Origin of the sequence: Faecalibacterium sp. I4-3-84 (assembly GCF_023347255.1) — a bacterium.
GTDB lineage: Bacteria > Bacillota > Clostridia > Oscillospirales > Ruminococcaceae > Faecalibacterium > Faecalibacterium taiwanense.
On sequence record NZ_CP094466.1, the window covers coordinates 1,795,618 to 1,808,285 of the forward strand.

15 protein-coding genes are annotated in these 12,668 nt (G+C 59.3%); 11 read left to right on the forward strand and 4 right to left on the reverse strand.

The features are described from left to right. The first annotated feature begins 72 nt into the window (after positions 1-72). The 9 genes from MTP41_RS08785 (at position 73) to MTP41_RS08830 (ending at position 8,488) form a co-directional block, all read left to right on the forward strand. Positions 73-897, forward strand: a complete 825-nt coding sequence (locus tag MTP41_RS08785; protein WP_097774529.1) for a 3-keto-5-aminohexanoate cleavage protein — start codon at positions 73-75, stop codon at positions 895-897. 18 nt (positions 898-915) lie between these two features. After that, entirely contained in the window at positions 916-1,860 is a 945-nt protein-coding gene (locus MTP41_RS08790; RefSeq protein ID WP_154260112.1) for a class II aldolase/adducin family protein, read from the forward strand. Between the two features lie 55 nt (positions 1,861-1,915). Continuing rightward, on the forward strand, positions 1,916-3,361 hold the full coding sequence (locus tag MTP41_RS08795; protein WP_097776877.1) for an aldehyde dehydrogenase family protein: 1,446 nt from the start codon (positions 1,916-1,918) through the stop codon (positions 3,359-3,361). Positions 3,362-3,423: 62 nt separating this feature from the next. Next, complete coding sequence (locus MTP41_RS15715) at positions 3,424-4,014, forward strand: BMC domain-containing protein (protein ID WP_005939592.1); 591 nt, start codon at positions 3,424-3,426, stop codon at positions 4,012-4,014. A gap of 39 nt (positions 4,015-4,053) precedes the next feature. Beyond that, complete coding sequence (locus MTP41_RS08810) at positions 4,054-4,710, forward strand: phosphate propanoyltransferase (RefSeq protein ID WP_207653429.1); 657 nt, start codon at positions 4,054-4,056, stop codon at positions 4,708-4,710. Between the two features lie 3 nt (positions 4,711-4,713). Then, on the forward strand, positions 4,714-4,974 hold the full coding sequence (locus MTP41_RS08815; RefSeq protein ID WP_005939597.1) for a EutN/CcmL family microcompartment protein: 261 nt from the start codon (positions 4,714-4,716) through the stop codon (positions 4,972-4,974). Between the two features lie 61 nt (positions 4,975-5,035). Further along, positions 5,036-6,265 carry an FAD-dependent oxidoreductase gene (locus MTP41_RS08820; protein ID WP_118527545.1) on the forward strand — a complete coding sequence of 410 codons (1,230 nt, stop codon included), beginning with the start codon at positions 5,036-5,038 and terminating at the stop codon, positions 6,263-6,265. Between the two features lie 15 nt (positions 6,266-6,280). Next, on the forward strand, positions 6,281-7,441 hold the full coding sequence (locus MTP41_RS08825; protein ID WP_005939601.1) for an iron-containing alcohol dehydrogenase: 1,161 nt from the start codon (positions 6,281-6,283) through the stop codon (positions 7,439-7,441). A gap of 168 nt (positions 7,442-7,609) precedes the next feature. Further along, positions 7,610-8,488 (forward strand): beta-1,6-N-acetylglucosaminyltransferase, encoded by an 879-nt coding sequence (locus MTP41_RS08830; protein WP_249235345.1) that lies wholly within the window; start codon positions 7,610-7,612, stop codon positions 8,486-8,488. A 41-nt stretch (positions 8,489-8,529) separates the two neighbouring features. Here MTP41_RS08830 and MTP41_RS08835 read toward each other — a convergent pair whose 3' ends face one another. The 3 genes from MTP41_RS08835 to MTP41_RS08845 form a co-directional block, all read right to left on the reverse strand. Continuing rightward, a complete protein-coding gene (locus MTP41_RS08835) occupies positions 8,530-10,422 on the reverse strand; it encodes a heavy metal translocating P-type ATPase (protein ID WP_097776879.1) in 1,893 nt (630 codons plus the stop codon). 448 nt (positions 10,423-10,870) lie between these two features. Then, complete coding sequence (locus tag MTP41_RS08840; protein WP_005940491.1) at positions 10,871-11,092, reverse strand: cation transporter; 222 nt, start codon at positions 11,090-11,092, stop codon at positions 10,871-10,873. Positions 11,093-11,111: 19 nt separating this feature from the next. After that, positions 11,112-11,447, reverse strand: coding sequence for an ArsR/SmtB family transcription factor (locus tag MTP41_RS08845; protein ID WP_044953513.1), 336 nt, complete (start codon positions 11,445-11,447; stop codon positions 11,112-11,114). A 212-nt stretch (positions 11,448-11,659) separates the two neighbouring features. On the opposite strand from MTP41_RS08845, the gene MTP41_RS08850 reads away from it, so the two are divergent. Next, entirely contained in the window at positions 11,660-11,827 is a 168-nt protein-coding gene (locus MTP41_RS08850) for a hypothetical protein (RefSeq protein WP_154255759.1), read from the forward strand. Positions 11,828-11,864: 37 nt separating this feature from the next. After that, a complete protein-coding gene (locus tag MTP41_RS08855; RefSeq protein WP_120080450.1) occupies positions 11,865-12,254 on the forward strand; it encodes a thioesterase family protein in 390 nt (129 codons plus the stop codon). A 201-nt stretch (positions 12,255-12,455) separates the two neighbouring features. On the opposite strand, the gene MTP41_RS08860 is transcribed toward MTP41_RS08855, so the two are convergent. Continuing rightward, positions 12,456-12,635 (reverse strand): hypothetical protein, encoded by a 180-nt coding sequence (locus MTP41_RS08860; protein WP_097774539.1) that lies wholly within the window; start codon positions 12,633-12,635, stop codon positions 12,456-12,458. Positions 12,636-12,668 lie beyond the last annotated feature (33 nt).

Below are 12,668 nucleotides of genomic sequence, written 5' to 3' on the forward strand. Positions count from 1 at the left end.
TGTTTATGCTAAAATAGCGTTAGCATCCTTTGTTAAGCTTCTCCAATGCGACATGCAAGGAGTGTTCATCCAATGAAAAAAATCATGATCTCCGTGGCCCCCGTTGCGGCCACAGACATTCTCATCAATCCGCGGGCCATTGCCCGGGATGTGTATGAGTGCTACAAAAACGGCGCGTCCATGGTGCATCTGCACTGCCGCGACCTGAACGGCAACCTCACCCCGGATCTGAGCCTGCTGGAAGAAACGGTGGCCTACATCCGCGAGATGTGCGACATCGTGGTGGAGATCTCCACCGGCGGCGTGTCCAACCTGACCATTGAGGAGCGCGTGCAGCCCTGCTACCCCTCCTGGGTGGAAGCCAACAGCCTGAATGTCGGCTCGGTGAATCTGGGTACCTCGGTGTACCAGAACCCCATCAAGGATGTGGAGTACTGCGTCAAGACCATCATGGACAACAAGAAGATCCCGGAGACCGAGGTCTTTGAGCTGGGCATGATCAACACCGTGCGGGAACTGAACGACAAGTTCCACTTTGTAAAACCCATCCTGTTTGCACTGGTGTTCGGCCATGGCGGCGAGATGCCTGCCACGGTGCCGGCCCTGCGCCACATGATCCAGGCGCTGGAAGAGAACTTTCCCAACGGCGACTACCTGTGGGGCTACACGCAGGCCCACCGCGAGGACTGGGAAATGGTCAAGACTGCGCTGGATATGGGCGCTTCCACCGTGCGCATCGGCTTTGAGGATTCGGACATGATCGCGCCGGGTGTCCATGTGGACAACAACGCAGCGCTGATCGCAAAGGTGTCGGACATCGTAAAGTCCAAGGGCATGATGCCCATGACTCCCGACGAGGTGCGCGCCATGCTCAAGATCCCGCCGCTGCGCCGTTAAAAAGGAGGAAAGAAACGTATGGTGATTCAAGGCGTTACTTACCTCTCAGACTTTGAGGCAAAAAAAGCCATCATGGAAATGGCCCGTCGGCTGGAAGCCAAGGGCTGGCTGGTGGCCGGTGACGGCAGCATGAGCGTCCGCGTCGGACCGCAGGCCGTGTGGGTGACCGTTGCCGGTGCCGACAAGGCCGCGCTCACGCAGGATATGCTGGTGCGCGTGGATATGAATGGCAAGGCGATGCTCAGCGCAAAGCCCAAGCCCCTGCCCGAAGACCTGCCCATCCATCTGAAAATCTATCAGGAAAACGAGAACGCCCAGTGCGTGATGCACACCTATCCGGCCTGCGCGGCTGTGATGGGGATGCAGGGCCAGACCGTGCAGCCTGCAGCATTCAGCCCCGCAGTGCGGGCGCTGGGACGGGTGCAGCTGCTGCCCGCCCAGAACGTGGACGCACAGGCACAGGCTGTCAGCCTGTTGTGCCGCACCGATAAGGCTGTCCTGCTGGAAAATGACGGCTGCCTGACCTGGGGCAAGACCCCGGCAGATGCGGCCCATCTGGTGGAAGCACTGGATTACTACGCAGCCGTCACCGCAAAGCTGGGCTGCGCAGGCTGCTCCAAATGCGGCAGCTGCGGCGGTCACTGCACCGGCTGCAGCAAGTGCGGCGCACCTGCCGTGCAGCCCATGGCTCAGCCCGCTGCACAGCCTGTGGCAATGGCAGTACCCTCCGCACAGCCTGCCCAGCCGGTGAGCCTGCCGGGCGTTACCGGGCTGATCCAGCCGGGCATGGCGCTGCCCACCCTGCCCAAACAGCAGGCGGCTCCTGCCCCTGCCCCGGTGCCCGCCGCACAGCCTGCGGCAGTCCCTGCAATGGAAGCGGCCCCGGCCGCACCGAAGTCCGCAAATGCCCGCGATGCCGCAATGGCCGAGGTCATCCGCCGGACGCTGAAGAGCTTTCAATAACAAAAAGTTTCGTTTGATCCAACGGATATGACCTTTACGGAAAGGAACGAAAACCATGGATATCAGTTCGCAGGAAATTGAAGCGATCGTCAAGCAGGTGCTTGCCGGTATGGGCGGTGCACAGACAAGCGCCGCCCCCGCAGCCTACACGGCTGCACCCGGCGGTGCAGCAGGCGACCGCGGCGTGTTCGAGAATGTAGACGATGCAGTGGAAGCTGCATGGAAGGCCCAGCGCGACTGGGCGGCCAACTACAAGATCGAGGACCGCCAGCGCATCATTGAAGCCATCCGCCGCTGTGCCCGCGCACATGTGGAGGAGTGGTGCCACAAGATCGTGGAAGAGACCGGCATGGGCCGCTATGAGGACAAGGTGGAAAAACATCTGGCCGTCATCAACAAGACCCCCGGCCCCGAATGCCTGACCACCGAAGCCAAGAGCGGTGACGCGGGCCTGATGCTGGAAGAGTACGCACCCTTTGGTGTGATCTGCTCCATCACCCCCACCACCAACCCTACCGAGACCATCATCAACAACACCATCAGCATGATCGCAGGCGGCAACACCGTGGTGTTCAACGTGCACCCCCGCGCAAAGCGGGTGTCTGCCGACTGCCTGCAGACGCTGAATACCGCCATCATCGAGGCGGGCGGCCCTGCAAACCTCATTACCATGACCCGTGAGCCGACCATGGAGAATGTGGACAAGATGGCCGCAAACCCCAAGATCCGCCTGATGGCAGGCACCGGTGGCATGGGCATGGTGAACGCCCTGCTGCGCAGCGGCAAAAAGTGCATCGGTGCCGGTGCAGGCAACCCGCCCGTCATCGTGGACGAGACCGCAGACATCGAGCTGGCAGGCCGCAAGATCTACGAGGGCGCTTCGTTCGATAACAACATCCTCTGCTTTGCAGAGAAGGAAGTGTTCGCCGTGAACACCGCCTACGACGGCCTGCTGCACGAGCTGCAGAAGCAGGGTGCCTACCTGCTGAACAAGGCCCAGACCGAACAGCTGGTGAACATCGTGCTGCAGCCCAAGAAGGGCGGCGGCCACGAGGTGAACAAAAAGTGGGTGGGCAAGGATGCCGCCCGCATTCTGGAGACCATCGGCGTGCATGTGCCGGATACTTGCCGCCTTGCCATCTGCGAGGTGCCTGCCGACCATCCGTTCGTGCTGGTGGAGCAGATGATGCCGGTGCTGCCCATCGTGCGCTGCCAGAGCTTTGAACAGGCTGTGGAAGATGCCGTGGTGGCCGAGCACGGCAACCGCCACACCGCTTCCATCTTCTCCAAGGATGTGGACCACATGACCCGCTTTGCCCGGGTCATTGAGACCACCATCTACGTAAAGAACAGCGCCACCAAGGCCGGTGTTGGCATTGGCGGCGAGGGCCACTGCACCATGACCATTGCCGGCCCCACCGGCGAGGGCATCACCTGCGCAAAGAGCTTCTGCCGCCGCCGCCGCTGCATGCTGGCCGAGGGCGGGCTGCGCATCATCTGAGTTTTTGAAGGACGAAACCATCACATACAATTTTTTCAGTGTTCTGACAGGAGGAACAACTTATGAAAGCTCTGGGTTTTATCGAGACGAAGGGTCTGGTTGGCAACATCGACGCTACCGATGCAATGCTGAAGGCTGCTGACGTTGAGTTCATTGGTTCCGACACCATCGGTGCCGGTCTGACCACCGTGATCGTTACCGGCGAGGTGGGCGCTGTCAAGGCTGCTACCGAGGCTGGCGAAGAGGCTGCTTCCCGCGTGGGTGAGCTGTTCTGTGTCAACGTCATTGCACGTCCTCACGCAGATCTGGCCCGCATCATGCCCGCCAAGGGCCCCGCGACCGGCAAGTCCGGCCTGCCCGCAGGCGAGCAGGTGCCGCTGGATGCCGCTCTGGGCATGATCGAGACCAACGGCCTGACCGCTTCCATCGAGGCAGCCGATGCCATGCTGAAGAGCGCAGATGTCTCTCTGGTGGGTCAGGAGAAGATCGGCGCAGGCCTTGTTACCGTGTTCGTGCAGGGCGACGTTGGCGCTGTGAAGGCTGCTGTTGAGGCAGGCCAGACCGCTGCTTCCCGCATTGGCGAAGTGGTCAGCGCACTGGTCATTCCCCGCCCGCACGCAAGCGTGTCCGAGTGCATGCCTGAGCTGCGCTGAGCCCTGCGCTGACGCTGCATAAGAAAGGAGCGCTGTGCCTTGGTTTACCATGACATCAGTCAGGAACAGCTGCTGCTCCTGATCACGCAGGCCGTGCAGGCAGAGCTGCAAAAGCGCAGCCGTCAGGTGCCGGTAGGCATCTCGGTGCGGCACATCCACCTTACCCGCGATGATGTGGACAAGCTGTTCGGCTATGGCTACCAGCTCACCCCCAAAAAGGCGCTGAGCCAGCCCGGCCAGTTTGCCTGCGAGGAATGTCTGGACATCATCGGCCCCAAGGGCGAACTGAAGCATGTCCGCATCCTTGGCCCGGAGCGCAGTGCCACTCAGATCGAGCTGGCGCAGACCGACTGCCGCAACATCGGCATCAAAGCGCCGGTGCGTTCCAGCGGGGATACAAAGGGCACGCCGGGCGTGACCCTGCGCGGCCCCAATGGCACCCTGACCGTGCCGGAGGGTGTGATGATCGCCGACCGCCACATCCACATGACTCCCGCACAGGCAGCTGCCTTCGGCCTTGCCGACGGCGACCGCGTGAAGGTAAAGATCGACGGCCCCAAGCCGGGCGTGATGGGCGGGGTGCTGATCCGCGCAAACGACAAATGTGCACTGGATTTTCACATCGACACGGACGATGGCAATGCCTTCCTGCTCAAGCAGGGACAGCTGGTCACCGTACTGGGCAAAGAGGAGTAAGCTATGATTTTAGGGATCGTCAAGGGGACCGTTGTCGCCACCCGCAAAATGCCGGAGCTTGTAGGCTATAAGTTCCTGCTGGTGGAGCCGGTGTTCGGCTCCAAAAAGGATACCATCGTGGCGGGCGACAACATCGGCGCGGGTGTAGGCGAGATGGTTCTGGTCACCACCGACGAGACCACCCAGCATGGTCTGGACCATCCGTCGCCCATTGATGCTTTCATCGTGGGCATCGTGGACAATCCTCCCACCCTGAGTAAGTAACACCCTGCAAGTTTTGCCGCAGAGAGGGGCTTCCTCCCGGCGGGATCGTGAGGCTTAAACAATGAAAATTATTATCATCGGCAGCATTGCCGCCGGGGTTTCGGCCGCCGCCAGACTTGCCGCCGCCCAGCGCGGAGCGCAGATCACCGTCTACGAAAAAGGCGGCTTCTACTCCTGCGGCACCGGCGGCCTGCCCCATTACCTGTGCGAGGATCTGGACAGCCTGAACAAGGCCATTCAGGCCAAGGAGACTGAGCTGAACGCGCAGGGCATCACCGCACATCTGCGCCATGAGGTGCGCGGCATCGACGCAGCCGCCCGCAAGGTGACGGTATGTGATCTTGCCACCGGACGCGTGTTTGAAGACCACTACGACAAGCTGGTGCTGGCCACCGGTTCTTCCAACCGTGTGCCGCAGGTGCCCGGCAGTGACCGCGTGGGCGTGCAGACCCTCAAGACTGTGGAAGATCTGATCTTCCTCAAGGAGTTCGTCCGCACCCCCTATGTGCGGGACATCGTGATCCTGGGCGGCAGCTGGGCCGGTTTGGAGATCGCAAAGTCCTTCCTCAAGCTGGGCCGCAATGTGCGTATCATTGAAAAAGAGCAGCAGCTTTTGCCCCAGTTTGACCCTGAGGTGAGCAAGCTGATCCAGAAGGAGCTGGAAGCGCAGGGCGTGCAGTTCAATCTGGGCGAGCAGGTGCGCTCCTTCCCGGGCCGTACCTTCGTGGAGCAGGTACAGACCAACCGCGGCACCTACCCCTGTGACCTTTGCGTGGTAGCCATCGGCGTTACCCCCAACACCGGCCTGCTGGCCGGTACCGGGGCGCAGCTGGCACCCAATGGCGCTGTGCTCATTGGTGCCGACCTTGCCACCAGTGTGCCCAATCTCTATGCCGTGGGCGACTGCGCAGCCTGCCGCGACGGCTCTCTGCGCACCAGCAGCCTGAAGGTGGCGGATCTGGAGATCGCCCGCACCGGCCTGACCGAGACCGAGGCCCGCAAGGCCGGTCTGCGGGTCAAGAGTGCAATGGCCACCGGCACCGACCGTCCTGGCATCTGCCCGAACCCCCACCGCATCACCATCAAGCTGGTGTATGAGGCCAATACCCGTCAGGTGCTGGGTGCGCAGGCATGGGGAGAAAAGAATGTTTCGGCCCGCATCAACGCCATTGCCGTTGCCATCCGCGCTGGCATGACCGTGGAAGCACTGGGTCAGGTGGATTTCGTCTATTCCTCCTCGTCCTGTTCCATTTGGGACCCGGTGCAGATCGTCTGCGGTCAGGCACAGTAAGCGGAGGGTGAACACATGGCAGAACGCATCAACGCCGTCAAGACCAGCTTTTTTGGCAAGGGTGCCATCCGTCTTCTGGGACCGGAGCTTCAGAAGATGGGCATCCGCCGTGCTTTGCTGGTGACGGATCGCTTTCTCTATGATTCCGGTGCCGCTGCCCGGGTCGGTCAGGTACTGTCCGATGCCGGTGTGGAGTACGCCGTGTACTACAATGTGCAGCCCAACCCCACCGTACAGGTGGTGAACGACTGCATTGCCGCAGCCCGTACCCTGCAGGTGCAGCTGCTGGTGGCTCTGGGCGGCGGCAGCGCCATCGATACCGCTAAGGCAGCCAGCATCGTGGTGGCCTGCGGCGGTACCGTGGAACAGTACGAGGGCGAGAACAAGTCCTCCAAGCCCGGCCTGCCCATCGTGGCGGTGAACACCACCGCCGGTACCGGCAGCGAGTGCACCTCCTTTTACATCGTCACCGACCCTGTCCGCCACAGCAAAATGGCCATGGTGGACCCCAACTGCATGGTCAGCATTGCGGTGAACGACACCGACTTCATGTCCTCCATGCCGCCCAAGCTCACCGCAGCCACCGGCATGGACGCGCTGACCCACGCCATCGAGGCGGCGCTTTCCAAAAACGCCAACCCGCTCACGGACAAGGATGCCTACTGGGCCATGCAGGCGATCGTGCAGAACCTGCCCCGAGCCGTTGCCAACGGTCAGGATGAAGCCGCCCGCACCATGATGGCCTACGCCGAAAATGTGGCAGGCATGGCTTTCTCCAACGCGGGCCTTGGCATGGTGCATGCGATGGCACACGCGCTGGGCGGACACTACAACCTGCCCCACGGTGTGTGCAATGCGGTGCTGCTGCCCTACGTGCTGGCCTTCAACAGCCGCAGCCCGGTGTGCCGGGAGCGGTTCATGACCATTGCCGCTGCCATGGGCCTGCAGGGCACTTTTACCCCGGACACTGCCGCACCGGCAGTGATCCAGTTTGTCCGTCAGCTCAGTGCAGGCGTGGGCATCCCCGCCAATCTTGCGCAGCTGAACAAGGTGGACCCTGCAGATTTTGCCGCGCTGGCAGAGCTTGCCCTGCACGACACCTGCATGTCCACCAACCAGATCACCCCCACCCGCGACGAGGTGGTGGCGGTATATACCGCTGCTTTCCGCGGATAAACTTTGAGACCTCCTCCATTTTCTCCATACCCAAACAAAGCCGCCGCTCTCCCTCTGCAAGGGAAAGCAGCGGCTTTGTGCTGTAAAAAAGGGGTGGTGGGATTGTTTTTAAAGAGGGTTCTGTTATAATAAAATAAAAATGCGGCGCAGAATTAAGAGGAGAAAGCGATGGAAACAAGAGAAAAACAGGCGTACCTGATAGAAGCACATAAATGTGATGAGATGCTTCTGACCCTGTTGCGGATGCTGGATGTACCGTGGAATGATATATTCATCCACATGGACAGCAAAAATACGGACTACCAGCCGGAAACGGTGGAGTGCCGCATGAAATATGCGAAAGTGTTTCACGCAAAACGGCACAGTGTTGTGTGGGGCGGTGTCAGTCAGGTAAAAGCGGAGCTTGTGCTATTGAAAACAGCAGTGGCCCATGGCCCGTATCAGCATTACCACCTGATCTCCGGTGTGGATCTGCCCATTCAAACACAAGAAGATATCCGCGCATTCTTTGAGGCAAACCCGGACAGGGAATTTGTCCATTTCGACCCGCACCCATTCAGCCCGTTCAATGATGAGCGCGTTTATTACCGGCACTTTTTCCAGAATATCGATCTGCGCCGCCATCCGGTGCTCGGCGTGATCAATGGAATCCTGCTGTCGGGCCAGAAGCTGCTGAAAATAAAGCGCAATCAGGACGTTCACTTCACAAAGGGCAGCAACTGGTTCAGCTGCACTGACGGCTTTGCACGGTATCTGCTGACAAAAGAAGAGTGGGTCCTGCAGGTGCTGGACAAGACCTTTTGCTCGGACGAGTTCTTTGTGCAGACACTGATCGCGCAGTCGCCGTATCAGGATAAGATCTATCAGGGGCCGGGTGATACCAGTGCCCGTGCCATCGATTGGGACAGAGGCAATCCGTGGGTCTGGAAATACGCTGATCTGGAACAGCTGAAAGCATCGCCCTGCATGTTTGCCAGAAAATTTGATATCGAAAAAGAACCGGAGCTTGTGCATGAAATAGAACGCCTGTATGCACCTCATATATAAAAACAGTGCCGGACAGTTTTCAGGCTGTCCGGCACTGTTTTTTACTGTTCATTCTTTTTCGCCAGATCCTTGGTGTACAGGGCACGGGTGGCGTTGAGCACAGCCAGCACCATCACGCCCACATCGGCAAAGATGGCGGTCCACATGCTGGCCATGCCGATCGCGCCCAGCACAAGGCAGGCAAACTTGATGGCCAGTGCAAACACGATGTTCTGGTACACGATGCGTAATGTGCGGCGGGCAATGCGCATGGCCAGTGCGATCTTGGCGGGGTCGTCGTCCATCAGCACCACGTCAGCGGCCTCAATGGCAGCGTCAGAGCCAAGAGCGCCCATTGCAATGCCCACATCGGCACGGGACAGCACCGGGGCATCGTTGATGCCGTCGCCCACAAAGGCAAGGTTCTCCTTGGGCCGCTTTGCGGCGAGCAGCGTTTCGATCTGGTCTACCTTGTCGCCCGGCAGCAGGCCCGCATGGTATTCATCCAGCCCAAGCTCTGCGGAAACGGCCTTTGCAACCGGCTCGGCATCGCCGGTCAGCATCACGGTCTTGCGCACACCGGCATCCTTCAGGCCCCGGATGGCCTGTGCGCTGTGGGGCTTTACCACGTCGGCGATCAGAAGATAACCGGCGTACATGCCCTCGATGGCCACATGCACGATGGTGCCGGTCTCGCTGACGGCGGGAGCCTTCAGGCCCAGCTTTTCCATCAGGCGGGCGTTGCCGGCAGCAACGGTCCTGCCGTCCACCTTGGCGGTCACGCCGTGGCCGCCAAGCTCCTGCACATCGGTGACACGGTTCGGATCGATCTCCCTGCCGTAAGCGGCCTTGATGCTGAGGGAGATGGGGTGCTTGGACCAGCTCTCGGCCAGCGCGGCAGCTTCCACCAGCTGCTCCTCGCTGGTGCCCTCTGCGGGGTGGATGCCGGTCACTTTAAAGGTGCCCTGGGTCAGGGTGCCGGTCTTGTCGAACACAACGATGCCGGTGCGGGCCAGCTCTTCCAGATAGGTGGAACCCTTGACCAGAATGCCGCAGGCAGATGCACCGCCGATGCCGCCGAAGAAGCTCAGGGGAATACTGATGACCAGTGCGCAGGGGCAGCTGATAACAAGGAAGGTCAGGGCACGGTAGACCCAGTCGCCAAAGCGGGCGGGCTGGCCCATGAGCAGCAGCACGATGGGCGGGATAAAGGCCAGAGCCAGTGCGCCATAGCACACGGCGGGGGTGTACACGCGGGCAAAACGGGTGATGAAGTTCTCGGCGCGGGCCTTCTTCATGCTGGAATTTTCCACCAGATCGAGAATTTTAGAAACGGTGGATTCGCCGAATTCCTTGGTGGTCTTTACCTTCAGCAGGCCGGTCATGTTCACGCAGCCGCTGATGACCTCATCGCCGGTCTGCACATCGCGGGGCAGGCTCTCGCCGGTCAGGGCGGCGGTGTTCAGGGCAGAAGCGCCCTCCACGATCACGCCGTCGATGGGCACGCGCTCACCGGGCTGGACCACGATCACGGTGCCGATCTCCACATCGTCCGGGTCCACCTGCTCCAGCCTGCCGTCCTCGCCCTCAATGTTGGCGTAGTCCGGGCGGATGTCCATTAAGCTGGAAATGCTCTGCCGGCTTTTGCCCACAGCCACGCTCTGGAACAGCTCGCCGATCTGGTAGAAGATGATAACGGCACAGCCCTCCACGTAGTCGCCCAGTGCAAATGCACCCACAGTGGCAACGGCCATCAGGAAGCACTCGTCAAAGGGCTGACGGTTCTTGATGCCAAGCAGTGCCTTGCGCAGCACGTCCCAGCCGACCACCAGATACGGGATGCAGTACAGTACCAGCTCCACCGGCGTGGGGAACTGGGGCAAAAGCTTGAGGATGAGCACCAAAATCAGCGCAATGATGATGCGCTGCAGGTTCTTTTTCTGCTTTTTGTTCATACAAAACTCTCCTTTTGCGGGATCCATGGGCCGCATCACGCTGCGGCGGGCGGGGATTTCAACAACTTTTCCCCATAAAAATGGATATTCCACGGTTTTACCCGTGTTTTCCACACAGTTTTTCAGGCGTAAAAGCGCTTTTCCACGTTTATTTTACGCTTTTTCCGCAAATGGTGTTGAAAACTGAGTGGAAACTGTTGAAAACTGTCTGATTTTTCAACAGAAAAAGTTATTGCACAACACAATCGCACACAAAGTAAAAAGCATCTGCACATTCGTTTGAGCTCTCAGAAAATCTACGAATTCTTGCTGCAGATGCTTTTTTCTTTAGCGGGCTCGCCCTCTCAGTCAAATCCTTTGGATTTGCCAGCTCTCCCAAAGGGAGAGGTGTCACCGCAGGTGACGGAGAGGGCGAGGCTGTTGATCGTGTGCAGCAACCTGCCGCGCATCAGATGTCAAAGATCTCGCAGTCGTCCTCCACCTTCTTGCAGGCGGCCAGAACGTTCACCATGGTGTCGTGGGGGTCTGCACCTTCAGAGAACTCCACCTTCATCTTCTGGGTCATAAAGCTGACGGTAGCATTTGCCACGCCTGCAACGGTGTTGGCAGCGTCTTCCATCTTCTGAGCGCAGTTTGCGCAGTCCACTTCGATCTTGTAGCTCTTCTTCATAAGTAATACCAGCCTTTCGTTATTCTTCGATATGATCCATCCCCATGGAGAGGATGCTGCGCACATGGTCATCGTCCAGTGCGTAGTAAACGGTTTTGCCCTCGCGCCGGAACCGCACGAGCTTGGAATCCTTGAGCACCCGCAGCTGATGGCTCACCGCCGACTGGCTCAGCTGCACGGCGTTTGCAATGTCCTGCACGCACAGCTCGTTGTCGTGCAGTGCATACAGGATCTTGATGCGGGTGGAGTCGCCGAACACCCGGAACAGGTCGGCCAACTCGTACAGCACCTCGTCGTCCGGCATATCCAAGGCTTCCGGCTGCGGCGCGGGCATTGCTTCCTTTATTTCCGCCATGTTGACGTCTCCCTTCGCTGTGGATTCACATGAACGCTTGTTCATGTGTTCATAGTATCACGCGGAATGCTCCTTGTCAAGGCTTTTTTAAAGATTTTCGGCGTCTGCTCTAAATTGATGAAATTTGCCTTAAAACGCAGAAAATTTGCGTTTTTGAATCGCAATAAGGATGCGGATTGGAGGGAAGGCGAAAACAAAAAAGAGGTCGCCGCATGGTCAGTGTCCTCGCCCTCTCCGTCACCTTCGGTGCCACCTCTCCCAAAGAGAGAGGACTTGGCAGCCCGTTTGCGCAAAAAGAAAAAGAGAAATTCACAAAAAAGTGCAAAATAGGGTGCGTTCTGGTGCAAAATGTGGTATCTTATAAAGGTGTTCAAAAATAAAATGCGCCATACGGCGCACAAAAGGAGAGGAAAGTATATGACATTGGAAACCGGTATCCGCGGGGAACAGAGCGTGCTCGTCACCGCAGCCAATACAGCAAAGACCATGGGCAGCGGCACGCTGGAGGTGTTTGCAACCCCGGCCCTTGTGGCTCTGGCGGAAAAGACCTGCTGGATGAGCGTGGCCGACGCGCTGGGCGAAGGCAATGGCTCGGTGGGCACCAAGCTCGAGCTGGAGCACACCGCCCCCACCCCCGTGGGCATGACCGTGACCTGCGAGAGCGAGCTGGTGGCGGTAGAAGGCCGCAAGCTCACCTTCAAGGTGGCCCTGCACGACGAAAAAGGCCCTGTAGGCGGCGGCACCCACGAACGTTTTGTCATCAACAACGCCAAGTTCGCAGCCAAGGCGGAGGCAAAGAAGGGGTAAAACTCCTTCCGTCATCGCTGCGCGATGCCACCGTTCCCCTTTTTGTCGCTTACACGACATCTTCCCCCGGCCGGGGGAAGTCTTTCTCAATGAGGGAGGCTTTGGCAGTACGGTAAAGTTCCCGGTTTTGCCAAAGGCTCTCTCCTTGGGAGAGCTGGCACCGAAGGTGACTGAGAGGGCGAGGACGCTGACCGAAGAAAACTATTCTTCATCCGTCTGCTCTGTTTGCTCCAATCGGATCGGCGGCGGGTCAGCTTCCAGCAAGTGCTGCTCAGCACGCTTCTGCGCGTCCTGCAAGAGCTGGGCGGCCTGCACGCTGGCCCGGAACAGCTCAAAATACATCGCTTTATAGTCCGGCGCGGCGCACACCTCCCTTTGCATTCGATGGGGATAGTTTTTCCTGCGCAAAGAGGG

Excerpts from the sequence above, each read along its gene's own strand:
- MTP41_RS08785 (WP_097774529.1), top strand. The coding sequence starts at position 73 with ATGAAAAAAATCATGATCTCCGTGGCCCCCGTTGCGGCCACAGACATT.
- MTP41_RS08790 (WP_154260112.1), top strand. The coding sequence starts at position 916 with ATGGTGATTCAAGGCGTTACTTACCTCTCAGACTTTGAGGCAAAAAAA.
- MTP41_RS08795 (WP_097776877.1), top strand. The coding sequence starts at position 1,916 with ATGGATATCAGTTCGCAGGAAATTGAAGCGATCGTCAAGCAGGTGCTT.
- MTP41_RS15715 (WP_005939592.1), top strand. The coding sequence starts at position 3,424 with ATGAAAGCTCTGGGTTTTATCGAGACGAAGGGTCTGGTTGGCAACATC.
- MTP41_RS08815 (WP_005939597.1), top strand. The coding sequence starts at position 4,714 with ATGATTTTAGGGATCGTCAAGGGGACCGTTGTCGCCACCCGCAAAATG.
- MTP41_RS08820 (WP_118527545.1), top strand. The coding sequence starts at position 5,036 with ATGAAAATTATTATCATCGGCAGCATTGCCGCCGGGGTTTCGGCCGCC.
- MTP41_RS08825 (WP_005939601.1), top strand. The coding sequence starts at position 6,281 with ATGGCAGAACGCATCAACGCCGTCAAGACCAGCTTTTTTGGCAAGGGT.
- MTP41_RS08830 (WP_249235345.1), top strand. The coding sequence starts at position 7,610 with ATGGAAACAAGAGAAAAACAGGCGTACCTGATAGAAGCACATAAATGT.
- MTP41_RS08835 (WP_097776879.1), bottom strand. The coding sequence starts at position 10,422 with ATGAACAAAAAGCAGAAAAAGAACCTGCAGCGCATCATCATTGCGCTG.
- MTP41_RS08840 (WP_005940491.1), bottom strand. The coding sequence starts at position 11,092 with ATGAAGAAGAGCTACAAGATCGAAGTGGACTGCGCAAACTGCGCTCAG.
- MTP41_RS08845 (WP_044953513.1), bottom strand. The coding sequence starts at position 11,447 with ATGGCGGAAATAAAGGAAGCAATGCCCGCGCCGCAGCCGGAAGCCTTG.
- MTP41_RS08850 (WP_154255759.1), top strand. The coding sequence starts at position 11,660 with ATGGTCAGTGTCCTCGCCCTCTCCGTCACCTTCGGTGCCACCTCTCCC.
- MTP41_RS08855 (WP_120080450.1), top strand. The coding sequence starts at position 11,865 with ATGACATTGGAAACCGGTATCCGCGGGGAACAGAGCGTGCTCGTCACC.
- MTP41_RS08860 (WP_097774539.1), bottom strand. The coding sequence starts at position 12,635 with ATGCAAAGGGAGGTGTGCGCCGCGCCGGACTATAAAGCGATGTATTTT.